This window comes from Kutzneria sp. NPDC052558, from assembly GCF_044547355.1.
Taxonomy (GTDB): Bacteria; Actinomycetota; Actinomycetes; order Mycobacteriales; family Pseudonocardiaceae; genus Kutzneria.
The window spans coordinates 223533-246693 of sequence record NZ_JBIUAG010000012.1 but is presented as its reverse complement, the minus strand read 5'-3'; the positions used below and the strand labels follow the sequence as shown (position 1 = coordinate 246693).

General features: G+C 71.2%; 21 protein-coding genes. 12 read left to right on the top strand and 9 right to left on the bottom strand.

Going from position 1 to position 23161, the window contains the following annotated elements:
* Positions 1 to 67: 67 nt before the first annotated feature.
* Genes ACIG5F_RS23080 through ACIG5F_RS23055 form a run of 6 tightly spaced genes read right to left on the bottom strand, consistent with a single transcriptional unit; the run spans position 68 to position 6773 of the window.
* Positions 68 to 1078, bottom strand: coding sequence for an N-acetylglucosamine kinase (locus ACIG5F_RS23080; RefSeq protein ID WP_396520565.1), 1011 nt, complete (start codon positions 1076 to 1078; stop codon positions 68 to 70).
* A complete protein-coding gene (locus ACIG5F_RS23075; protein ID WP_396520563.1) occupies positions 1063 to 2328 on the bottom strand; it encodes a 6-phospho-beta-glucosidase in 1266 nt (421 codons plus the stop codon). The genes ACIG5F_RS23080 and ACIG5F_RS23075 overlap by 16 nt, the downstream gene beginning before the upstream one ends.
* Positions 2325 to 3209: a carbohydrate ABC transporter permease gene (locus tag ACIG5F_RS23070; protein ID WP_396520561.1), complete on the bottom strand. Its 885-nt coding sequence runs from the start codon at positions 3207 to 3209 to the stop codon at positions 2325 to 2327. The genes ACIG5F_RS23075 and ACIG5F_RS23070 overlap by 4 nt, the downstream gene beginning before the upstream one ends.
* On the bottom strand, positions 3209 to 4195 hold the full coding sequence (locus ACIG5F_RS23065) for a carbohydrate ABC transporter permease (RefSeq protein WP_396520559.1): 987 nt from the start codon (positions 4193 to 4195) through the stop codon (positions 3209 to 3211). The genes ACIG5F_RS23070 and ACIG5F_RS23065 overlap by 1 nt, the downstream gene beginning before the upstream one ends.
* Positions 4195 to 5541: an ABC transporter substrate-binding protein gene (locus tag ACIG5F_RS23060; protein WP_396520557.1), complete on the bottom strand. Its 1347-nt coding sequence runs from the start codon at positions 5539 to 5541 to the stop codon at positions 4195 to 4197. Before ACIG5F_RS23060 ends, ACIG5F_RS23065 begins: the two co-directional genes overlap by 1 nt.
* Before the next feature lie 35 nt (positions 5542 to 5576).
* Positions 5577 to 6773, bottom strand: a complete 1197-nt coding sequence (locus tag ACIG5F_RS23055; protein ID WP_396520556.1) for an ROK family protein — start codon at positions 6771 to 6773, stop codon at positions 5577 to 5579.
* 152 nt (positions 6774 to 6925) lie between these two features.
* On the opposite strand from ACIG5F_RS23055, the gene ACIG5F_RS23050 reads away from it, so the two are divergent.
* On the top strand, positions 6926 to 7582 hold the full coding sequence (locus tag ACIG5F_RS23050) for a DUF3159 domain-containing protein (protein ID WP_396520554.1): 657 nt from the start codon (positions 6926 to 6928) through the stop codon (positions 7580 to 7582).
* Positions 7583 to 7586: 4 nt separating this feature from the next.
* Positions 7587 to 9803, top strand: a complete 2217-nt coding sequence (locus ACIG5F_RS23045) for an ATP-binding protein (RefSeq protein ID WP_396520553.1) — start codon at positions 7587 to 7589, stop codon at positions 9801 to 9803.
* 157 nt (positions 9804 to 9960) lie between these two features.
* Here the strand turns inward: ACIG5F_RS23045 and ACIG5F_RS23040 are convergent, their stop codons facing one another.
* On the bottom strand, positions 9961 to 10926 hold the full coding sequence (locus tag ACIG5F_RS23040; RefSeq protein ID WP_396520551.1) for an N-acetylglucosamine kinase: 966 nt from the start codon (positions 10924 to 10926) through the stop codon (positions 9961 to 9963).
* A 149-nt stretch (positions 10927 to 11075) separates the two neighbouring features.
* Between ACIG5F_RS23040 and ACIG5F_RS23035 the strand changes: the two genes are divergently transcribed.
* From ACIG5F_RS23035 to ACIG5F_RS22995, 9 genes are all read left to right on the top strand, one after another.
* Positions 11076 to 11930 (top strand): fumarylacetoacetate hydrolase family protein, encoded by an 855-nt coding sequence (locus ACIG5F_RS23035; RefSeq protein WP_396520549.1) that lies wholly within the window; start codon positions 11076 to 11078, stop codon positions 11928 to 11930.
* Between the two features lies 1 nt (position 11931).
* Positions 11932 to 13233: an enolase C-terminal domain-like protein gene (locus ACIG5F_RS23030; RefSeq protein WP_396520547.1), complete on the top strand. Its 1302-nt coding sequence runs from the start codon at positions 11932 to 11934 to the stop codon at positions 13231 to 13233.
* Complete coding sequence (locus ACIG5F_RS23025) at positions 13230 to 13982, top strand: SDR family NAD(P)-dependent oxidoreductase (protein ID WP_396520545.1); 753 nt, start codon at positions 13230 to 13232, stop codon at positions 13980 to 13982. The genes ACIG5F_RS23030 and ACIG5F_RS23025 overlap by 4 nt, the downstream gene beginning before the upstream one ends.
* A gap of 17 nt (positions 13983 to 13999) precedes the next feature.
* On the top strand, positions 14000 to 15043 hold the full coding sequence (locus ACIG5F_RS23020) for a sugar ABC transporter substrate-binding protein (RefSeq protein WP_396520544.1): 1044 nt from the start codon (positions 14000 to 14002) through the stop codon (positions 15041 to 15043).
* Positions 15043 to 16539: a sugar ABC transporter ATP-binding protein gene (locus ACIG5F_RS23015; RefSeq protein ID WP_396520542.1), complete on the top strand. Its 1497-nt coding sequence runs from the start codon at positions 15043 to 15045 to the stop codon at positions 16537 to 16539. The genes ACIG5F_RS23020 and ACIG5F_RS23015 overlap by 1 nt, the downstream gene beginning before the upstream one ends.
* Positions 16532 to 17536 carry an ABC transporter permease gene (locus ACIG5F_RS23010; RefSeq protein ID WP_396520540.1) on the top strand — a complete coding sequence of 335 codons (1005 nt, stop codon included), beginning with the start codon at positions 16532 to 16534 and terminating at the stop codon, positions 17534 to 17536. Before ACIG5F_RS23015 ends, ACIG5F_RS23010 begins: the two co-directional genes overlap by 8 nt.
* Positions 17536 to 17847 (top strand): L-rhamnose mutarotase, encoded by a 312-nt coding sequence (locus ACIG5F_RS23005; RefSeq protein WP_396520538.1) that lies wholly within the window; start codon positions 17536 to 17538, stop codon positions 17845 to 17847. Before ACIG5F_RS23010 ends, ACIG5F_RS23005 begins: the two co-directional genes overlap by 1 nt.
* The gene (locus tag ACIG5F_RS23000) at positions 17844 to 18791 is read left to right on the top strand and encodes an aldo/keto reductase (RefSeq protein ID WP_396520536.1); all 948 of its coding nucleotides are present in this window, start codon (positions 17844 to 17846) and stop codon (positions 18789 to 18791) included. Before ACIG5F_RS23005 ends, ACIG5F_RS23000 begins: the two co-directional genes overlap by 4 nt.
* A gap of 304 nt (positions 18792 to 19095) precedes the next feature.
* On the top strand, positions 19096 to 19947 hold the full coding sequence (locus ACIG5F_RS22995) for an amidohydrolase family protein (protein WP_396520534.1): 852 nt from the start codon (positions 19096 to 19098) through the stop codon (positions 19945 to 19947).
* Here the strand turns inward: ACIG5F_RS22995 and ACIG5F_RS22990 are convergent.
* Positions 19931 to 20605, bottom strand: a complete 675-nt coding sequence (locus tag ACIG5F_RS22990; protein WP_396520532.1) for a FadR/GntR family transcriptional regulator — start codon at positions 20603 to 20605, stop codon at positions 19931 to 19933. The genes ACIG5F_RS22995 and ACIG5F_RS22990 overlap by 17 nt on opposite strands.
* Positions 20606 to 20827: 222 nt before the next feature.
* On the opposite strand from ACIG5F_RS22990, the gene nagA reads away from it, so the two are divergent.
* Entirely contained in the window at positions 20828 to 22015 is a 1188-nt protein-coding gene (gene nagA / locus ACIG5F_RS22985) for an N-acetylglucosamine-6-phosphate deacetylase (RefSeq protein ID WP_396520530.1), read from the top strand.
* Positions 22016 to 22086: 71 nt separating this feature from the next.
* Here the strand turns inward: nagA and ACIG5F_RS22980 are convergent, their stop codons facing one another.
* Entirely contained in the window at positions 22087 to 23139 is a 1053-nt protein-coding gene (locus ACIG5F_RS22980) for an SIS domain-containing protein (protein WP_396520528.1), read from the bottom strand.
* Positions 23140 to 23161 lie beyond the last annotated feature (22 nt).

Genomic DNA, 23161 nt, shown 5'->3' with positions numbered 1-23161 from the left:
GTCGTGCAACGTTGGAACCGTGGGCAGGGGCCGCCGCCGCCGAAGTCAAGCCCCTGCCCACGGGGTCTTAGCCCGCCACCAGCCGCTCTTCGGGGGCGTAGTGGGCGCGGAGGCGTTCCTCGACCTCGGAGCTGGCGCCGATGGCGTCCAGGCCGAGCAGGGCGGCGCCGGCGACCGGGGGGAGGTCGACGAGGTGGACGTCGGCCAGGGGGGCGACGGCGTGGCAGCGGCGGGTGATCTCGTCGAGCATGGCGTCGCCGGTGTTGGTGAGCACGCCGCCGCCGAGCACGATGTCGACCTGCTCGCCGACGAGGTCGAGCCGGCGCAGCGACACGGTGGCCAGCACGACGATCTCCTCGATGAGGCGCTCCACCACCGAGGCGGCCACGGCGTCACCGTCGGCGGCGACGCGGAAGAGCAGCGGGCAGAGCTCGTGCACGACGTCGCCGCTGATCTCCTCGAAGTGCAGCCCGGCCACGACCTCGCCGATGCTGGTCACGCCGAAGTGGGCCAGGATGGCCGGCAGCAGCGCGGTCTGCGGACCGCGGCCGTCATCGGCCCGCACGGCGTGCCACAGGGCGTCGCCGCCGATCTGCGAGCCGCCGCCCCAGTCGCCGGAGATCCGGCCCAGGGCGGGAAACCGGTGCACCCGCCCGTCCCGGGCCACGCCGACGCAGTTGATGCCGGCCCCGCAGACCACGGCCACCCCGACGCCGTCGGAGGTCCCGGAGCGCAGCAGCGCGAAGGTGTCGTTGCCGACGGCAGTGGTGTCCGACCACCCGAGCTGGCCGAACTCCCGCTGGAGGATCTCCTCCTCCCGCGGCAGGTCGGCGCCGGCCAGGTAGGCCGCCGTGTGCCGGGCGAACGGCTTGCTCGTCGCCAGCCCGGCCTTGCTCGCCGCCTCGTTCACCATGCGGTTGAACGATTCGAGGCTGGGGCGCAGACCGATGTTCTGCGGCGACGCCCCGGGCCCGCGCACGTGCGAGAGCACCGAGCCGGCGTCGTCGATGAGGATCACGTCGGTCTTGCTGTTCCCGCCGTCGATGGCGAGCACGGCGGCCTTCACGCCTTGGCCCATGGCAGTAGGTCCTTGTTCTCCGCGACCAGCTCGTCGGCGAGCTTCTCGGCGATCGAGTACTGGCCGATCAACGGGTGGGCGAGCAGTGCGTCGGCGACCCGGTCGCGGCCGCCGTGGATCGCCGCCTCCAGCGCCAGGTACTCGTACCCGGTCACGTGCGAGATCAGCCCGGCGAACCCGGGCTCGACCGGCTTGACCGGCAGCGGCGCCGCCCCATGTCCGTCCACAATGGACGGAACCTCGATGACCGCGTCGTCCGGCAGGAACGGCAGGGCGCCGTTGTTGCGCACGTTGACCACGTGCTCCTCGCCGGGCGCGCCGCTGGTCAGCGAGTGCACCAGCTGCACGGCGGCCTCCGAGTAGTAGGCGCCGCCCCGCTGGGACAGCGCCTCCGGCTTGGTGACCACCTTCGGGTCCTGGTAGACCTTCAGCAGCTCGTTCTCGACCTCGATCACGACGTCGGCCCGCGGCCGCTCGTGCTTCTGCTTGGCCACCACCTCGTCGTGCTCGTAGAAGTACTTGAGGTAGTACGAGGGAACGACGCCGAGCCGGCGGATCAGCGCGGCCGGAATGCCGATGTGGCCGGCCAGTTCCTCCGAGTGCTCCTCGATCAGCTTCGGCAGCACGTTCTCGCCGTCGACGATGAGACCACGTTCCCACGTGAGGTGGTTCAGGCCGACGTGCTCCAGTTTGACCTGATCCGGCCGCAGGCCGAGCAGCTGCGAGGTCCAGCGCTGGAACGTGATGGCCACGTTGCACAGCCCGACCGCCTTGTGCCCGGCCTCCAGCAGGGCCCGGGTGACGATGCCGACCGGGTTGGTGAAGTTGACGATCCAGGTGTCGTCACCGGCGACCTTGCGCACCCGTTCGGCGATGTCCAGCACCACCGGCACCGTGCGCAACGCCTTGGCCAGGCCGCCGGCCCCGGTGGTCTCCTGGCCCACGCAGTCGCAGACCAGCGGGAACGTCTCGTCGGACCGGCGGGCGGTCTGGCCGCCGACCCTCAGTTGCAGCAGTACGGCGGACGCACCCTCGACTCCCTCCTCGAGAACGCTGGTGGTGCGAACCTTGGCCGGGTGCCCGGCGTGGTCGAGCAGGCGCTGGCTGAACGGGCCGACCACGGCCAGCCGCTCGGCGTCCGGGTCGACCAGCACGATCTCGTCGACGTCCAGACTGGTGCGGCGGCCGGCGATGCCGTCGATCAGCTCCGGGGTGTAGGTGGAACCGCCCCCGACAACAGTGAGTTTCACCCTTTGACTCCCGTGAAAGTGATCCCCTTGACGAACGACTTCTGTGCGAACAGGAACAGCACGATCACCGGCACCAGGACGAGCACGGTCGCGGCCATCGTCAGGTTCCACTGCACCTGGTGCATGCCCCGGAACGACGCCAGCGCCACCGAGAGCGTCCAGCTGTCCTGCTTCTCGCCCACGTACAGCAGCGGTCCGAAGTAGTCGTTCCAGGTGTAGAGGAAGGTGAACAGCCCGGCGGCGGCCAGGCCGGGCTTGGTCATCGGCACCAGAACCCGGTACAGCATCTGGAACTCGTTGCAGCCGTCCATCCGGGCCGCGTCGAAGTAGTCCTGCGGCACCGTCACGAAGAACTGGCGCAGCAGGAAGATGCTGAAGGCGTCGCCGAGGAAGTACGGCACCACCAGCGGCCACAGCGTGCCGGTCAGGTGCAGGTTGGCCCACATGCTGTAGATCGGCACGGCCACCACCTGCGGCGGCAGCATCATCGCGGCGATCACCAGCATGAAGATGAAGTTGCTGCCACGAAAGCGAAGCCGGGCCAGCGCGTAGGCGGCCGGGATGCTGGACAGCAGCATGCCGGCGGTGGCCAGCACCGAGTACAGCAGGCTGTTGCCGAAGTACTCCAGCATCGGCGCCTTCTCGAACACCGTGAGGAAGTTCTCCGGGTGCCACGAGCGGGGCCACAGGTCCGAGGTCAGCGCCTGCTGGTCGGACATGAACGCGGTCAGCACCACGAAGACGATCGGCAGCGCGAAGCCGATGCCCAGGGCCAGGGCCACGGCGTGCACGGCGACCCAGCCGAGGATGTCCCTCGGGTGTCGCTTCTTGCGCGGCGGCGCCGAACGGGTCGGCGCCGCGGTCGCGGTCAGGGTCGCCATCAGGATGCCTCCGCCTTGCCGGCGCGCAGCTGCCGGATCAGGATCGCGGTGAACGCGAACGAGACGAGGAACAGCAGCACGGCCATCGCCGAGGCGTAACCCATGTGGTACGAGCGGAATCCCTCGTTGTACATCCACACCGGGAAGGTCAGCGTGCTGTTGTCCGGGTAGCCGATGAGCTTGGAGTTGCCGACGGCGTCGGCGGATCCGGAGGCCACCGAGCCGGCCACCACGGCCTGGGTGAAGTACTGCAACGCGAAGATGATCGAGTTGACCACGCCGAACAGCAGCACCGGGGCGATGGAGGGCAGCGTGATCTTGCGGAACCGCATCCACGGGCCGGCGCCGTCGATCTGCGCCGCCTCGTAGAGATCACCGGGCACGTCCAGCATCGCGGCCAGGATGATGATCATCAGCTCGCCCGAGCCCCACAGCGTGAGCAGGGTCAGCGACGGCTTGGCCAGGTTGGGGTCGTTGAACCACAGCGGGCCGTTGACGCCCAGCCAGCCCAGGATCGTGTTCACCGGGCCGGTGCCCGGGTTGAACAGGAACACGAAGGTCAGCGTGGCGGCCACCGGCGGGGCCAGCGACGGCAGGTAGCACAGCGCCCGCAGGAAGCCGGAACCGTTGCGCACCTTGGTGAGGATCTGGGCCACGCCCATGGCGAAGGCCAGCCGGCCGATGGTCAGCACGATCACCAGCCACAGCGTGTTGTACGCGGCGGCCTTCACCAGCGGGTCGCTGGCGAACATGAAGACGTAGTTGCGAAGTCCGACGAAGTCGGCGGTGTTCAGCCCGTCGTAGTTGGTGAACGAGAAGTACACCGTCGCCAGCAGCGGGTACACGAAGAACAGCACCATGCCGGCGGCCCACGGCGCCAGGAAGAGCAGCACCCACTTCAGATGGCGGCCGCGCCGCCGCGTCCGCCCCTTGGCGGGGGCGGACGGGGCAGCCGCGTCGGCCGAGCCGAGCAGAGTCGCTGTCATCAGTTGCCGCCGAGCGCCTTGGCGTCGTCGATCGTCTTGTCGGCCTGGGCGAACGCGGCGTGCAGGTCCTTGACCGTGCCGCTCTGCCAGGACGAGCCCAGGTCCTCGACAGTCTTCAGGTACGCGCCGCCGTTGGGGCTGGCCGGGTTGTTGGCCAGGTTCGGGTTGTCGAACACCTTGAGGAAGGTGTTGAACTGCGCCGGCAGCTTCAGGTCGGGGCTGTGCAGCGCGGCCTTGGTGCTGGGCACGTTGCCCAGGCCGTTGGCCAGCTGCACCAGGGCGTTGGTGTCGGTGGAGAGGTACTTGATCAGCTCCCACGACGCGCCGGCGTTCTTGACACCCTTGGGAATGCCGATGATCGTGCCCGTGGTGTAGCCGCCGCCGTACAGGTCGGACTTGTCGTCGGCCACCGGGGACGGCGCGGTGTCGTAGTTGACGTTGGGCGCGTCGGACTTCAGGAAGGCCGTGCGGTACTCGCCGTCGAACATCATCGCGACCTGGCCCTTGTTGAAGGCGTGGTCGGGCGAGTACTCCTGGCCAAGGCCCGCGGTGAACTTCTGCAGCTTGTCCCAGCCGTAGAAGTCGACCAGCTGCTTCTGGAAGGTGAACATCTCGGTCCAGGCCGGGTCACCGGCCAGGCCGGACTTTCCGTTGCTGTCCAACCACTTCGCGCCGAACTGCGGGGCCCACACCTGCGGGTGGTTGGCGTAGAAGCCGAACTGGGGGATGAAGCCGGCGACCTTGATCGACCCGTCCGGGTTGAACTCGGTCAGCTTCTTGGTGTCCTCCAGCAGCTCGCTGGTGGTCTTGGGCGGCGCGGTGATGCCGTGCGCGGCGAACAGGTCCTTGTTGTAGTACAGGCCGTAGACGTCGGCCAGCATCGGCATCGCGCAGCGGGTGCCGTTGTACTCGGTGTAGTCCTGCACCGCCTTGGGGATCTGGGTCAGATCCACCTTGTCCCGGTCGAGGTAGGGCTTGAGGTCCTGCCAGGCCCCCGACGAGCAGAACTGCCCGATGTTGTCGGTGGAGAAGGAGATCGCCACGTCCGGCGGGTTGCCGCCGCGGATGGACTGGGTGATCTTGTCGTCGTCCTGGCTGCCCTGGCTGTTGATCGTGATGTTGGGGTGGGCGCTGTGGAAGCCGTCCAGCACCTTGTTCAGAATGCCCAGCTCACGGTCGGCGAAGTTGCTGTAGACGGTGAGCGTGACCTTCTGGTCCGCGCCCGGCGCGGCCTGCGCGCCGCTGGAACCGCCGCCGCCGGCGGTGCATGCCGAGAGCAGCAGGACTAATGCTCCGACCGAACAGGTGGCTGCTCGGGACAGGGCGGCGCGTCTGGGGGTACGCATGGGCCCTCCAAGGACAGGGGGTTTCATCGGCGGATTCATCGAGCGGAATGCAGCGGCGGCAGCATGTCGTTGGCCGGTAGGCCGAAGACCTCATCCCTGACCACGGCCAGGGCGGAGTGCATGGCCCCGAGGCGAACGGCGTGGCCGGCGACCAGCGCGAGTTCGACCGGGGTTCTCGGGATGACCAGGCGGCGCAGCTCGGCCGCGACCAGTTCGCACAGCACGGATCCGCCGGCCTGGGCGACCTCGCCGGACAGCAGCACCAGTTCGGGGTCGACCACGCTGACCACGTTGGCCACGCCGACGGCGATGCGCCGGGCCAGGTCGGTGAGGAACTCGCGGCCGGCGGTGCCCTGGGACAGCGCCTTGGTGACCGCGCCCAGCGCGTGCCGGGCGGCGATGCCGTGCGAGCGGGCCAGCTTGGTCACCGAGGAGTTGGACAGCAGGTCGCCGTAGCGGGTGCCGGCGCGGTCGATTCCGGTGTCCTGCCGGGACAGATCGGGCACCCGCATCCAGTCGATCTCGCCGGCGCCGCCGGTGGCCCCGCGCAGCAGCACCCGGTTGACCACGACCGCGGAACCGACCGCGTCGACCGGCCAGACCAGCACGAAGTCGCGCACGTCCACGGCCCGGCCGGTGATCATCTCCTCCAGGGCAACCAGGTTGACGTCGTTCTCCACGGTGACCGAGGTGCCCAGCAGCTCGCGCAGCCGGCCGACCACGTCGAAGCCCTCCCAGCCGGGCAGGTGCGGCGCGAAGCCGAGCTGGCCGGTGGCCGGGTCGACCGCGCCGGGGCTGCCGACCACCACGTGGTGCAGGTCGCTGACCTGGAGGTTGGCGTCGCTGGCGGCCTTGGCCATGGCCTCGGCGAACACGGTCAGCACGTCGCTGCCCTTGGGCATCAGGGCGTGGTGCTCGGTCAGCGTGGCGCCGGAGATGTCGGCGACGGCCACGTCCACCGAGTCGGGCGTGAGGTCGACGGCGGCCACGTGGGCGAGCCCGCCGTTGACGGCCCACAGTTGGGCGCGCGGGCCCCGGCCGCCGCCGCGCAGGCCGTCGCGGCGGACGATGTCCTGTGCTTCCAGGCGGGTCAGCAGCTGGGCGGTGGCCGGCTTGGACAGACCGATGATGCCTTCCAGTTCGGACCGGGTGAGCGGCCCGTTGCGCAGCAGCGCGTCGATCGCGGCGCGGTCGTTGATCTCGCGCAGCAGTCTCGGGCTTCCGGCTCGCACGGGGAACTCCTGTCTGTTAACTTTCCAGACGATTTCCGTGCCACGGTAGTGACCGTGCTCACCCAGGTCAATGGGTCGTTCACCGCGTATTCAGGTTGTAACGGTATGTGTAACGTACCCATTAGGTTTGCCTAACCTGGCAGGCTGGTGGGGTGATCGAGCGGGAAGAGACCTTCGCCCAGCTGCTCGGCGGGCGCGGCGCGGCCCTGGACGCGACGCTGCCCTCCATCGCCTTCGTGGCCGGCTGGCTGCTCACGGATCACTCGGTCGGGTGGGGCGCGCTGATCGCCGTCGCCGTGGCCGTGGTGGTCGGCGTGATCCGGGTGCTGCGGGGCGACAAGATCCGCGCCGTGCTGATCGGCGCGTTCGTGGTGTCGGTGGCCGCGCTGGTGGCCATGTACACCGGGCGGGCCATCGACTTCTTCCTGGTGCAGCTGCTCAGCAACGCGGCCAGCGGGCTGGCCTTCGTGGTCAGCTGGGCGGTCCGGTGGCCGCTGCTCGGCGTGATCGTCGGGGCGCTGCTGGGCCAGCGCACCGGCTGGCGGCAGGACCCGGACCTGGTGCGCGCCTACGGCCGCGCCACCCTGGTCTACGCCAGCCAGTACGTCGTGCGGGTCCTGGTGTTCGGCTACCTGTGGTGGCAGGACGACGTGGTCGCCTCCGGCATCGCCCGGCTGGTCCTGTCCTGGCCGTTGTACGTGGTGATGCTCGCGCCGACCTGGTGGGCATTCCGGGCAGCGCTGCCCTCGGACCACCCTGGTCCACGGCATCCGCGACGTAGACTGGCTGCCGATACCGACCCGGGGTAGGGGCATGGCGCGAGGCAGGTCCGAGGGCGCGGCGGCGCTGTTCGGCGGCGAGCTGCGGCGGCTGCGCCAGCAGCGCGGCCTGTCCCTGCGCGACCTGTCCAAGCTCATCGGCTTCACCCCCGGCTACCTGAGCAAGGTGGAGAACGGCCGCGCGCCCTCGCCGGAGCTGGCCCGCGCCTGCGACGACAGCCTGGTCGGCGGCGGCGCGCTGGTGGCGCTGGCCACCGCCGACGCCTCGGTCCGGCCGGCCCAGCTGCCCGCCGGCATCCGGCGCTTCGTCGGCCGTGGCGAGCAGTTGTCCCTGCTGCACACCGCCCGCGCCCAGGTGACGATCGTCGACGGGCCGCCCGGCAGCGGCAAGACGACGCTGGCGCTGCGCTGGGCCCATCACGCCATGGACCGCTTTCCCGACGGCCAGCTGTACGTGGACCTGCGCGGGCATTCCGCCCACGGCCGGCCGGTTGAGCCGCGGACGGCGCTGGCCGAGTTCCTCATCGCGCTGGGCGTGCCGGCCAGTGGAGTGCCGGAGGGCCTCGACCGCTGCGCGGCGCTGTTCCGTTCGGTCGTCGCGGACCGGAAGTTGTTGGTGGTGCTGGACAACGCCGCCGACGGCGATCAGGTGCGGCCGCTGCTGCCGGCCGCCCCGGGCTGCGCGGTCGTGATCACCAGCCGCGAACGGCTGTCCAGTCTTTCCGTGCAGACGAACGCGTTGCGGGTCACTCTCGGCCCGATGACGCCGGAGGACTCGAAGGCCCTGATCCGACGCGTCATCGGCGACCAGCGGGCCGACGCCGAACCGGCGGCGCTGGCCGAACTGGCCGCGCGCTGCGGTTTCCTGCCGCTGGCCCTGCGGATCGCCGCCGAGCGGGCGCTGGCCCAGCCGCACTACCTGATCCGCGACCTGGTCGACGAGCTGGACGCCGACGGCCGGCTGGAAGTGCTGTCCACCTTCGACTCCGTCGCGCTGCGGACCGCCTTCGAGTGGTCGTACCGCCGGCTGGACGAGCCGTGCGCGCACATGTTCCGGCTGCTCGGCCTGCACCGCGGGCCGCACATCGGCACCGGCGCCGCGGCCGCGCTGGCCGACCTGCCGATGGCCACCGCGCGCACGCTGCTGGAGCGGCTGGCCGGCTCGCACCTCGTGCAGGCCGTCGGCCGTGACCGCTACCAGCTGCACGACCTGCTTCGCGAGTACGCCGCCGAGCTGGTCACCGCCGAGGAGACCGGGCCGGCCGTGGCCCGCATGATCACCTGGTACCAGGCCACCGCCTACGCCGCCGGGCTCGCGCTGGCCCCGTTCCGCGTCGACGAGCTCGACCCCGATCCGGTCACGCCGCCGGTGATGGCCCTGGCCTTCGCCGACCACGACGCCGCCGTGCGCTGGTGCGACGCCGAGCTGCCCAACTTCGTGCCCGTCGTCCAGCTCGGGCTGGAACACCGGGCCTTCGGGCCGACGTGGAAGCTCGCGGTGGCGCTGTGGAGCTACTGGCTGCACCGCAAGCCGTGGACGATCTGGGTGCGGACCCAGCAGCTGGCGCTGACCGCCGCCGAACACACCGGCGACCCGCACGCCGAAGGCTGCGTGTCGATCAACCTGGCCGAGGCGTACCGGCGGATGGGCGACTTCGTCCAGTCCACCCAGCTCTACATGCGGGCCCTGCGGCTGCGGCAGCAGACCAACGACCGCCTCGGCGAGGCCTGGTCCCTGGCCGGCGCCGCCTTCCTGGCCGCCGACAGCGGCGACATGGTCCGCGCCGACGAGTTCGCCGCCCAGGCCCTTGCGCTGTTCCGGGAGTTCGACGACCAGGAGGGCGTCGGCCTCGCCCTCGTCACCATCGGCGACGTGCACCGGTCTCGTGGCCGCTTCGACGACGCCCTCGACGCCATGGCCGGCTCCCTGGCCGTGCAGGAAAGCCTCGGCGCTCGCGAGGCCCAGTCCTGGGTGCTGATGAAGATGGCCGCCGTGCACGCCGACCGCGGCCACCACGACATCGCCCTGCGTGAGCTGCGCCAGGCCCTGATCACCAGCCGCGGGGCCGGCGACCGCTGGGCCGAGGCCGAGGCCCTCTCCCGCATCGGCGACGTCCTCGCCGGCCTCGGCCGGCTGCCCGAGGCCCGCCCGGCCTGGGCCGCCGCCCAGGCCGTGTACGAGGCCATGGGCGACCCCACCCACGCGGCGGCCCTGCGCGCCCGCGCCAACCCCGAACCCCTGGGCGCCTGACCTTTCGCCACATGCGCTTCCCATGTGGGCTCAGACGCCACATGGGAAGCGCATGTGGCGTTTGCTCATGCGAAGGTGGCTGTGAGGCGGCACCCCTTTTTTTCACATGCGCTTCCCATGTGGCGTCTGGTGCCAAGTAGGAAGCGCATGTGGCGTATCAGGGGGTGAGGAGCTGGGGGCGGAGGGACAATGCGGCGGAGCCGAGCAGTTCCAGGGACGCCAGCCACGCGGCCCCGGCGGCGCCGTCGTTGGCCACGGACACCGGCCCGCCGCAGGCCTCGCCCAACGCCGCGAGCAGGCGTTCGCCCAGCACGCCGCCGGCCGCGGCGACGCTGCCGATGACCACCACGGGAGTCCGCTCACCGGCCGAGCGGGCGTCGCGGGCGGTGCGCACGAGCCAGTCCACGGCCTCCTCGACGATCTCGGTGGCGGCCGGGTCGTGGGCTTCGGCGGCCGCGGCGACCAGCGGGGCCAGCCGGGCGAGGTGGATCGGCGGCTCGGCGTTCACGGCGGTGATCAGGCGTGACACCACGGAGCGCCGCAGCATCGGATCACCGCTCACGTCCTGGATGCCCAGGGCGTTGGACAGCACGCTGCGGGCCAGGGCCCCGAGCGCCGCGCCGGTGGCGAGGGTCCTGAGCGTGGCTCGCACGGCCTGCCGCCCGAGCCAGAACGCCGAGCCCTCGTCGCCGAGCAGCCAGCCGAACCCGCCGGCGATCGCGACCTGGCGTCGGTTGACGATGCGTGCCGCGGCCGAGCCGGTGCCGGCGACCAGGACGGTGCCGTCGGACGACGCGGTGCCGGCGGCGAAGGCGGCCTCGGCGTCGGTGACGACTCGAAGCCCGCACTTGAGGCCGGCCCCGTGCCACGCGGCGTCGAACAGCGCGGCCACCCGGTCGTCGGCCAGCTTGCTGGCCCCGGCCAGCCCCAGCACGCCGGCCCGCACCCGGTCGGCCGGCACGGCGGCCGAGGCCAGCGCGGCGGCGATGGCCGCCGCCACCTGCTCGGCGGCCACCTCCGGCGGATGCGAGTTGGGGTTCGCGCCGCCGGCCCGCCCGGTGCCCACCCGGGCCCCGCCCAGGTCGGCCACGAGGGCCCGGGTCGTGGTCCCCCCGGCGTCCACGCCAACCAGGTAACCCTCGGTATTCGCCACAACCACCCCATGGAGTCATCGGATCAGTTCGGTCAATGTTCCCGCCGTGAGTCTGGACTTCCCCCGACTCAGCGGATATACATCGGATGTCTTTCGGTTCGAGCGAGGAGGAACCCTCCGTGCAGCTGCTGCGCCTCGGCGCTCCCGGTAGCGAGCGCCCAGCCGTCCGCACCGAGGAGGGCGTTGTCCACGACCTCCGTCCGGTGACGGCGGACATCGACGGAGCCTTCCTTGCCGGCGACGGCCTGGCCAGAGTCCGTACGGCCCTGAGCGCGGGGGAGCTGCCGGTCATAGACCCGGCCGACGAGCGCGTCGCGCCGCCGCTGGCCGGCATCGGCAAGATCATCTGCATCGGGCTGAACTACTCCGACCACGCCGCGGAGACCGGGGCCACCGCGCCGACCGAGCCGGTGCTGTTCCTCAAGACCCCGGACACCGTGGTCGGCCCGTACGACGAGGTCCTGGTGCCCCGCAAGTCCGTCAAGACGGACTGGGAGGTCGAGCTGGGCGTGGTCATCGGCAGGACCGCCCGCTACCTCGACACCCACGAGGAGGCGCTGGCCTGCGTCGCCGGCTACGTGCTCTCGCACGACGTCTCCGAGCGCGAGTTCCAGATCGAGCGCGGCGGCACCTGGGACAAGGGCAAGAACTGCGAGACCTTCAACCCGCTCGGGCCGTACCTGGTGCCCGCCGAGGATGTCGGCGACCCGCAGGACCTCGGCCTGCGGCTGTGGGTGAACGGCGAGCTGAAGCAGGACTCCTCCACCAAGAACATGATCTTCCCCGTGGCCGAGGTGGTGCGCTACCTCAGCCAGTTCATGGTCCTGCGCCCCGGCGACCTGATCAATACCGGCACTCCGGCGGGTGTCGCGCTGGGCCAGCCGGACCCCAAGCCGTACCTGCGCGCGGGCGACGTCGTCGAGTTGGAGATCGACGGCCTCGGCCGGCAGCGCCAGACCTTCGGGGCGGCCTGAGATGGCCCGTGTCGTCGCACTCGACGTGGTGGACATCCGTTTCCCCACGTCACGGGAGCTGGACGGGTCCGACGCGATGAACCCGGACCCGGACTACTCGGCCGCCTACGTCACCCTGCGCACCGACGACGGCCCCGACGGCTACGGCCTGGCCTTCACCATCGGCCGCGGCAACGACGTGCAGGCCGCCGCCATCCGCGCGCTGGCCCCGCACGTGGTCGGCAAGCCCGTGCCGCAGACCGCGGCCGACCTGGCGGCGCTGTCGGCGGAGCTGATCGGCGACTCGCAGCTGCGCTGGCTCGGCCCGGAGAAGGGCGTCGTGCACATGGCGATCGGCGCGGTGGTCAACGCCGCGTGGGATCTGGCCTCGCGCCGCGCCGGCCTGCCGCTGTGGCGGTTCCTGGCCGGCCTGACGCCCGAGGAGATCGTCGGGCTGATCGACTTCCGCTACCTGTCCGACGCGCTGACCCCGGACGAGGCGCTGGGCATCCTGCGCAAGGCCGAGCCGACCAGGGCCGGCCGCATCGCGCAGCTGACCGAGCAGGGCTATCCGGCCTACACCACCTCGCCCGGCTGGCTGGGCTACTCCGACGAGAAGCTGTCGCGGCTGGCCAAGCAGGCCCTGGCCGAGGGCTTCGACATGATCAAGCTCAAGGTCGGCGGCGACCTGCACGACGACGTGCGCCGGATGAAGCTGGCCCGCGAGGTCGTCGGGGCCGGCGTGCGGGTCGCGGTGGACGCCAACCAGCGCTGGGACACCGACGCGGCCATCCGCTGGATGCGGGAGCTGGCGCCGTACTCGCCGTACTGGATCGAGGAGCCCACCTCGCCCGACGACGTGCTGGCCCACCGGGCCATCGCCGACGCGCTGGCCCCGATCAAGGTCGCCACCGGCGAGCACGTGCAGAACCGCGTGGTGTTCAAGCAGCTGTTGCAGGCCGGCGCGGTCGACGTGGTGCAGATCGACGCCTGCCGGGTCGGCGGCGTCAACGAGAACATCGCGATCCTGTTGCTGGCGGCCAAGTTCGGCGTTCCGGTGTGCCCGCACGCCGGCGGCGTCGGCCTGTGCGAGCTGGTCCGGCACCTGTCCTTCTTCGACTACGCCGCGGTGTCCGCGTCCATGGACGGCCGGGTCATCGAATGGGTTGACCACCTGCACGAGCACTTCACGGATCCGGCCGAAGTGGTCGGCGGCCACTACCTCGCGCCGACCCGGCCCGGGTTTTCCGCGCAGCTGCGGGAGGAAACGCTGAGCCGGTACGTGTATCCGGACGGTCCGGTGTGGACGGAGAGTGTGGCATGACGGACTTCCAGGGGCTGGCGGCCATCGTCACCGGCGGCGCCTCCGGCATCGGGCGGGCGGCGGCGGAACTGCTGGCCTCGCGCGGCGCGCGGGTGGCGGCGCTGGACGTCAACCCGGACGAGGTCGCCGCGCCACTGGTCGCAATCCGTTGCGACGTCACCGATGACGAGTCGGTGCGGACCGCCGTCGCCGCCGCGGCCGAGCAGTTCGGCCGGCTCGACATCGTGATCAACAACGCCGGCATCGGGGCCCAGGGCGACGTCGCCGCCAACGACGACGAGCAGTGGCGCCGAGTGCTGGACGTCAACGTGGTCGGCATGGCCCGCGTCGCCCGGCACGCGCTGCCGTGGCTGCGCGAGTCGCCGTCGGCCGCGATCGTCAACACCTGCTCCATCGCCGCGTGGGCCGGGCTGCCGCAGCGCGCCCTGTACTCGGCGAGCAAGGGCGCGGTGTACGGGCTCACCCTGGCGATGGCCGCCGACCACGTGCGGGAAGGCATCCGGGTCAACGCCGTCGCCCCCGGCACCGTGGACACCCCCTGGGTCGGCCGGCTGCTCGACGCGGCGCCCGACCCCGCCGCCGAACGGGCCGCGCTCCAGGCGCGCCAGCCGTCCGGGCGGCTCGTTTCCGCCGGCGAGGTCGCACACGCCATCTGCTACCTCGCCAGCCCCCTGTCGGGATCGACCGCCGGCACCGTGCTCGCGGTGGACGGCGGCATGTACGGCCTGCGCCTTCGGCCGCCGAGCTAGACGAGAAACGAGGTACGATGGACAAGCGCAGCATCCTCACCGTGGCGGTGTGCGTAGCGCTCGCCGGCACGCTGGCCGCCTGCAACAGAGGTGACGCCGCCGGGGCCGGCGACAGCTCCGGCGTGGGTCCGATCGGCGTCGACTTCCCCCGCGCCGACTCGGACTTCTGGAACTCGTACAACAAGTACGTGCCGACCGAGGCCAAGGATCTGGGCATCAACCTGATGACCCCGACCAACTCCCAGAACGACGTCACCAAGCTGGTGTCCAACGTGCAGGCGCTGACCGCGCAGGGCGCCAAGGCCATCGTGATGGCGCCGCAGGACACCGGGGCCATCGCCAGCACCATCACCCAGCTCAACTCCCAGAAGATCCCGGTCGTCACGGTGGACACCCGGCCCGACAAGGGCGGCGCGTTCATGGTGGTGCGCGCGGACAACAAGGCCTACGGCGAGAAGGCCTGCAAGTACCTGGGCGAGCAGCTCAAGGGCAAGGGCAAGATCGTCGAGTTCGAGGGCGACCTGTCGTCCATCAACGGCCGCGACCGCTCCGAGGCGTTCGGCGACTGCATGAAGCAGAACTACCCGGGCATCACGGTGTTCGCCGAGCCGACCAACTGGGACGGGGCCAAGGCCTCGGCCGCGTTGCAGACCGACCTGACCGCCAACCCGGACATCAACGGCATCTACATGCAGGCCGGCGGCGTGTTCCTGGCCCCGACGCTGCAACTGCTCAAGTCCACCGGGCACCTGATCCCGGCCGGCCAGCCCGGGCACATCTCGATCATCTCCAACGACGGCATCCCGCAGGAGTTCGACGCGATCCGGCAGGGGCAGATCGACGCCACCATCTCCCAGCCGGCCGACCTGTACGCCAAGTGGGCGCTGTTCTACGCCAAGGCCGCCGTGCAGGGCCAGACCTTCAAGGCCGGCCCGACCGACCACAACAGCACGATCCTGGACGTCGGCGGCGGCCAGCTGGAGGACCAGCTGCCGGCCCCGCTGGTGACCAAGGACAACGTGGACGACAAGAGCCTCTGGGGCAACCAGGTAGCCAAGTGATGAACGCAGTCGAGGCCAGCGACATCACCAAACGCTTCGGGCAGACCGTCGCGCTCAACGACGTGCACATCACCGTCGCCGACGGGGAGACGCACGCGCTCGTGGGGCGCAACGGCGCCGGCAAGTCCACTCTGGTCTCCATGCTGACCGGCCTGAACCGGCCGGACAGCGGGCGGATCACGTTCCGCGGCGAGCCGGCGCCGGCGCTGTCCGACCGCCAGGCGTGGCGGACCAAGGTGGCCTGCGTCTACCAGAAGTCCACCATCATCCCCACGCTCACCGTCGCCGAGAACCTGTTCATCAACCGGCAGAACCTCGACGGCGGACCGGTGATCAACTGGTCTCGGCTGCGCCGCACCGCGGCCGAGAAGTTGTCCGAGTACGGCGTCGACGTCGATCCCAACGCCGAGGCGGCCACGCTCACGGTCGAGCAGCGGCAGCTGGTGGAGATCGCCCGCGCGCTGTCGTTCGGGGCCAAGTTCATCATTCTCGACGAGCCCACCGCGCAGCTGGACGGGCCGGCCATCGAGCGGCTGTTCGAGCGGATGCGCTCGCTGCGCGCGGCCGGCGTGACGTTCCTGTTCATCTCCCACCACCTCCAGGAGATCTTCGAGATCTGCCAGACGGTGACGGTGTTCCGGGACGCCCGGCACATCGTCACCAGCCCGGTGGCCGGCCTGTCCAAGGACCAGCTGGTGGAGGCCATGACCGGCGAGGCCGTCGGCCTCGGCGCCGGGGCCAGCCGCCCGCCGGTCGGCTCGGAGTCCATTTTGGACGTTCGGAACCTGGCACTGGACAAGCACTTCAGCGGAATCAACCTGTCGATCCGGCGCGGCGAGGTGGTCGGCGTCGCCGGCTCCGGCAGCAGCGGCAAGGTCGAGCTGGGCGAGGTCATCGTCGGGCTGCGCAAGGCCGACGCCGGAACCGTTGCCGTGTCGGGGAAAACCCTCAAGCCCGGCAGCGTGCCGGCCGCGCTGGCCGGCGGCGTCGGCTTCGTGCCGGAGGACCGGCACAAGGAGGGTTTTGTGCCCGGCCTGAGCATCGCCGAGAACGCCACCTTCCCGATCACCGGGCGGCTGGGCCGGTTCGGCGCGATCTCCGGGCGGCGGCGGACCGCCGTGGCCGAGAAGATGATCGGCGACCTGGCCATCAAGACCTCCGGGCCGGACCAGGACGTGGCCGACCTGTCCGGCGGCAACCAGCAGAAGGTCGTGATGGCGCGGGCGCTGTCCAGCGACCCGGCGCTGCTGGTGCTGATGGACCCGACCGCGGGCGTGGACGTGAAGTCCAAGGAGAACCTGTTGGACGCGGTCGACCGGGCGGCCACCGCCGGCACCGCGGTGCTGGTGATCTCCGACGAGCTGGACGACCTGCGCCCGTGCGACCGGGTGCTGGTGATGTTCCACGGCTCGGTGGCCGGCGAGTTCCCCGCCGGCTGGACCGACAACGAGCTGGTCAGTGTGATCGAAGGGATCGGGGAGAGCAGTGGTGAGTGACGTGTCCACCCCGATGGCGGCGGCCCGGCCGCGGTTGCAGGTCGCCAAGCTGCGCGACCTGGCGCTGCTGCCGGCGATCGTGGTGCTGCTGATCGTCGGCTTCATCGCCAGCCCGATCTTCCTGACCGGCGGCAACCTGCTCAACGTGGTGCAGCAGCAGTCCGAGCTGGGCCTGGTCGTGCTCGGCGAGGCGCTGGTGCTGATCGTCGGCAAGATGGACCTGTCGCTGGAGTCGACCCTGGGCTTCGCCCCGGCGCTGGCCATGGTGCTGGTGCTGCCGTCCTCCGAGCACGGTCTCGGCCTTGGTCTGCCCGAGTGGACCGCGCTGCCGGTGTGCCTGCTGGCCGGTGTGCTCATCGGCGCCGTCAACGCGTTCCTGGTGCTGCGGCTGCAACTGTCCGGCTTCATCATCACGCTGGGCATGCTGATCACCATTCGCGGCGTGCAGCAGGGCCTGACCGTCGGACAGTCCCTGTCCAGCACCGCCATGCCGTCCCTGTACTACCTGGGCAACGCCACCTGGCTCGGCGTGCACGCCTCGATCTGGATCTTCCTGGCCCTGTTCGTGGTGGCCATCGTGTTCGTCGGCTACTTCCGCCACGGCCGCTCGCTCTACGCCATCGGCGGCAACGAGGCCGCGGCCAAGGCCGCCGGCATCCGGACCACCCGCGTCACCGCCATCGTGCTGATCGCCGCCAGCGTGCTCGCCGCCCTGGCCGGCGCCATGATGGTCGGCCACTACGGCAACGTCACCGCCAGCCAGGGCTCCGGCTGGATCTTCAACGCCTTCGCCGCCGCCGTGCTCGGCGGCGTCAGCCTCAACGGCGGCAAGGGCACCCTGTTCGGGGCGCTGTGCGGCGTGCTGATGCTGGGGCTGGTGCAGAACATCCTCACCCTGGCCCACGTCAACCCGTACTGGCTCGGGGCCGTCAACGGGGCCATCATCATCGGGGCGCTCGTGCTCGCTCGGCTGACGACCGGAAAGGCCCAGGACTAGTGGAGACCGTCGCCCTGCACACCCGGCTCAAGGCCGGGCGGGAAGCCGAGTACGAGGCCGTGCACGCCGTGATCCCCGCCGAACTCGACGAGGCCCTTCGGGCCGCCGGCGTCCACTCGTGGCGGATCTGGCGCAGCGGCCAGGATCTCTTCCACCTCGTCGAGGTCGAGGACTACGCCCACATGCGGGCCTTCCTCGAGGAGCACCCCGCCAACGTGCCCTGGCAGGCGCGGATGGCCGAGCTCCTCGAGGTCCAGGACGACTACTCCGGCGCCACTCCCACCGCCGGTCTCGTCTGGGCCCTGCCGTGATCTCCGGCCTCGGCTTCGGCGGCGCGCCGATCGCGAACCTCTACACCTCCGTCTCCGACGCCGACGCCCGCGCCACCGTCGACGCCGCCTGGGACGCCGGGGTGCGCTACTTCGACACCGCCCCCCACTACGGCCTCGGCCTGTCCGAACGCCGCCTCGGTTCGTCGTTGGCGTCCAGGCCCCGCTCCGAGTTCGTCGTCTCCACCAAGGTCGGCCGGCTGCTGGAACCCGCCGACGGCGACGGATTCGACGACGCCGGCTTCCTCGTGCCCGCCACCCACCGCCGCGTCTGGGACTTCTCCGCCGACGGCGTGCGCCGATCGCTGGACGCTTCCCTGGAGCGCCTCGGCCTCGACCACGTCGACATCGTCTACCTGCACGACCCCGACAACCATTGGCAGCAGGCCCTTTCCGAGGGCTTGCCCGCCCTGCACGCCCTGAAGTCCGAGGGCGTCATCCGGGCGGTCGGCGTCGGCATGAACCAGTGGCAGATGCCCGAACGCTTCATCCGCGAGGCGTCCCTGGACTACGTCATGCTCGCCGGCCGCTACACTCTGCTGGAGCAGGAATCCCTCGCCAGCTTCCTGCCCCTCTGCCTGGAACGCGGCGTCTCGGTCGTCTCCGTCGGCGTCTTCAACTCCGGCCTCCTGGCCCGCCCCACCGTTCCCGCCGACGCCACCTACGACTACTCCGCCGCCCCCGCCACCGTCCTGGACCGCGCCCGCCACATCGCCGCCGTCTGCCAACGCCACGGCGCCGTCCTGCCCCAGGCCGCCCTCCAGTTCCCCTTCGGCCACCCCGCCGTCAAGGCCATCGCCGTCGGCGCCCGCACCCCCGCCGAGATCACCGAGAACGCGGCCCTCTTCGCCGACAAGGTCTCCCCGGACCTGTGGGCCGACCTGAAGTCCGAGGGCCTGCTGGACCCTGACACCCCGACCCCTTGACGCAAACCACCCGAGCGGCAGTCATCGGCCCCCGCGCGCCCTGGTCCGACCGTGTTCCTCGCCGGCGTCGCGGCTGGGTCCGGTTGCGTCTCGGGCGCCCGCGCCGCGCGGATGCCGACAGCCGTGCCCTGAACAACTGCCCACTTGAGCAGGGTTGGATCTTCCCCGCACCGGAAACCATCCCCCACCCATTCCCAGGGGGGCGTCCCCGACCCAGTCTACCCGCCCCCGCGTCTAGTCGATCTTGAAAGAGGGGTGCCTGTGGATAACCGGCGCCCTGTGGACAACCACGTTGGAGCAGGTCATGAGGGTTGACGCGCATCACCACATGTGGGATCTGGCCGTCCGCGACCAGCCGTGGACGGCGGAGCCGGGGCTGGCCGAGACGCTGCACCGGACGTTCACCCTGGACGATCTGGCCCCGCTGACGGCGGAAGCGGGGATCGAGGCCAGCGTGCTGGTGCAGACGATCACGGTGGCGGAGGAGACGCCGGAGTTCCTGGCGTTGGCGGAGGCGTCGCCGCTGGTGCGGGCGGTGACGGGGTGGACGGACCTGACGGCGCCGGATGTGGCGGAGGCCCTGCACGCGCTGAAAGAGGTCCCGGGCGGAAGGTGGCTGAAGGGGATCCGCCACCAGGTGCAAGGGGAGCCGGACCCGGAATGGCTGGTCCGGGAGGACGTGCTGCGGGGCCTGACGGCGGTGGGGGAGGCGGGCCTGGTGTACGAGCTGCTGACCCTGCCGAGCCAGCTGCCGGCGGCGATCAAGGCGGTGGCGGCGCTGCCGGGCACGAGCTTCGTGCTGGACCACTGCTCGAAGCCTCCGATCACCACGGGCGAACTGGAGCCCTGGGCGACGCAGCTGCGGCGGCTGGCGAGCCTGCCCAACGTGACGTGCAAGCTGTCGGGCCTGGTGACGGAGGCCAGCAAGGACTGGACGGTCGAGGACCTGAGGCCTTACACGGACGTGGTGCTGACGGCGTTCGGCCCGGAGCGGGTGATGTTCGGCTCGGACTGGCCGGTGTGCCTGCTGCACGCCACGTACGAGCAGGTCACGGAGGCCACGGAGCGGCTGGTCGAGGACCTGGGCGAACACGAGCGGGCGCAGGTCTGGGGCGGCACGGCGGCCAGGGTCTACGGGATCACGCCAGGTCTTTGAGCCACTGCTCGACGCCGGCGACGTGCACGGTCGACCACGAGCGGGCCAGCTCGGTCTGCCGGGCGGCCAGGGCGTCGACGATGGCGCGGTGCTCGGCGACGGTGCGGTCGACGGCGTTGGACTGGGTGATGCCCCGCCAGATGCGGACCCGCACGGTGGGCCCGGCCAGGGTGTCGAGCAGCTGGGCCAGGTAGGCGTTGCCGGAGGCCTGCACCACGCGGCGGTGGAACTCCAGGTCGTGCTCGACGAGCTCCTCGACGGACTCGGCGGCGGCCGCGGCGTCGCAGAGCTCCCGCAGGGCGGCGACCTCCTGCTCGTCGATGCGCTGGGCGGCCATGGCGGCGGCGGCCGGCTCCAGGATGCGTCGGACCTCCAGCACCTCCAGCACGGAGTCCTCGCCGCGGTGCAGGTCCAGCACGAACGAGAGCGCGCCGAGCAGGTCGTCGGCCCGCAGGCTGGACACGTAGGTGCCGTCGCCCTGACGCACGTCCAACACCCGGACCAGCGACAACGCCTTCACGGCCTCGCGCAGCGAGTTGCGCGACAGGCCCAGGCGCTCGGCCAGGTCCGCCTCGCGGGGCAGCCGGTCGCCCGGCTTGAGCTCCCCGGAGACGATCATCTCCTTCACGCGCAGGATCGCGTCGTCGGTGACTGCCACGACCGCCTCTAATCGTTTCGCCAGACCTCGGATGTTTCATGCCCAGTATGCGTCATGGCCTGCCCGATCGTGATCGTCGGGATGACTGCGGGGTGAACCGGTCCGCCGATCGGAGTATCCTGTCAGGAAATGACCAAAACTCAGGTCATTCGGTGGAGGATTGACTGGACGTTGACCGCCGGTGCCCGTACCGTCTAATGGTCTGGACCAATGGAGGGCAATTTGGACGCCGTAGTCGCAGCGCCACGAGCACTTGTCGACGGGGCCATCACCGGCCCGGTCGCGGTGCGGATCAAGGGCGGCCGTTTTGTCGACGTCGTCGACGGCCAGGCCGGCGCGACCGAGGTGCTATCCACCGGCCTGCTCACCGCGGGCCTGGTCGACGTCCAGATCAACGGCGCCTACGGCGTCGACTTCGCCGACGTGGACGCGGCGGCGCTGCGTTCGGTGGCCGAGTCGCTGCCCGCCACCGGCGTCACCCGCTTCCTGCCCACGCTGATCACGGCCCCGGTGCCGACCGTGCTGCGCCAGGCCCACGCCGTGGTCGCCGCGGCCCAGGCGCTGCCGGCCAGCGGCGTGGCCCGGCCGCTCGGCCTGCACCTGGAAGGTCCATTCCTGTCCCCGGTCCGGCACGGCGTGCACGACGCGGGCCTGATGGTGACCCCCGAGCCGGCCAACCTCGACCAGCTGCTGGCCGACGAAGTCGTCGCGGCGGCGCTGCGCATCGTCACCCTGGCCCCGGAGATGCCGGGCGGCCTGGACGCCGTGCGTCGCCTGGTGGACGCCGGCGTGGTCGTGTCGGTCGGCCACAGCAACGCGACCGCGGCGCAGACCATCGAAGCGGCCGACGCCGGCGCGTCGATGGTCACGCACCTGTTCAACGCGCAGAGCCCGCTGACGCACCGGGAACCGGGTGTGCCGGGCATCGCGCTCACCGACAGCCGGTTCACCCTCGGCCTGATCGCCGACCTCGCGCACGTCGCCGGCCCGATCTGCAAGCTCGTGTTCGCCGCCGCCGGCCTCCGGGTCGCGCTGGTGACCGACGCGGTCGCCGCGGCCGGCATGCCGCCCGGTCACTACCGGCTCGGCGGGGCCGACGTGATCCTCACCGAGGCCGGCGTCCCGCGCTCGCCCGACGGCACCATCGCCGGCAGCGCCCTGACGCTGGACCGCGCGGTTCGCAACATCGTCTCGTTGGGAGTGTCCGAACGGGACGCCCTGATCGCCGCCACCCGCACCCCGGCCGACGTCATCGGCGAGAAGTGGTTGGGCCGCATCGCCCCCGGCGCGGTCGCCGACCTGGTGTGGTGGGACGACGACCTGCGCCCCCGCAAGGTCTGGGTGGACGGCGAGGTCGTCTTCGACGCCGAGGTCGACGACTACGCCGAACTCGCCACCGCCGGAAACTGAGCCGGCAGCCGAACCGGCGACAAGTGAGGCCCGCCCCGAAAGGGCGCGGACCTCACTTTTGGTCGAATGCTTCAGCGAGTCTTGGTCACCTTGTTGAGGCCGCGGGGGCTGTCGGGGTCGCCGCCGCGGGCCAGGGACAGGCCCAGCGCCAGGCTCTGGATGGGCAGAACCTCCAGCACCGGCGCGACTTCCTCGGCGGTCTCGGCCACCGGGACGCGCAAGGCGGCGGAGACCCGGGAGCTGGCCGAGCCGACGGCGAAGACGTCGGCCCCACGGGAGTGGATGACGTCGAGCACCTCGCTCATCGCGGCTCCGCCCTTGCCGGCGCTGGTGATGGCCAGCACGCCGGTCTCGGCGTCGACGGCGGCGACCGGCCCGTGCAGCAGGTCGGCCCCGCTGTAGGAACGGGCCGAGAGGTAGCTGGTCTCGGCCAGCTTCAGGGCGGCCTCGGCGGCGGTGGCCGACGAGTAGCCCCGGCCGGTGGTGAGCACCCGGTCGACGAAGCGGAACCGCTGCACGGCTTCCTGCACGGCGGCGGCGGAGTCGTCCAGGGTCCGCTGGGCCAGCTCGCCCAGCGGCGCGGCGTGCTCGCCGGCGCCGCCCCGCACGGCGTCGATGAGTAGGTAAAGCGCCAGCAGGGTCGCGGAGTACGTCTTGGTGGCCGCGACGGCCAGCTCGGGGCCGGCGCCGACGTCCACGGACAGCTCGGCGGCGTTGTTCAGCGGCGAGTCGGGCGTGTTGGTGACGGCCACGGTGAGCGCACCACGGGCCCGCGCCGACTCGGTGACCTCCAGCAGGTCGGGCGAGCCGCCGCTCTGGCTGACCGAGATCAACAGCACGTCGGTCAGGTCGGGCTGGGCGCCGTAGAGGGTGGTCGTGGACGGCGACACCAGCCCGGCCGGCAGTTGCAGCAGCACCTCGATGAGGTACTTGGCGTACAGCGCCGCGTGGTCGCTGGAGCCGCGGGCGGCCAGCAGGGCGAAGCGAGGCCGCCGCGCCGACACCTGCGCCGCGATCTCCGCGATCTCGCCGCGCCGCGCGACGAGATCCGCGAAGATCTTGGGCTGCGCGGCGACCTCGGCACTCATGTGCTGCCCGGCCGACGGTTCGGTCTGGCGGGTCATCGTGCTCCTTGAGTTCTGGGTC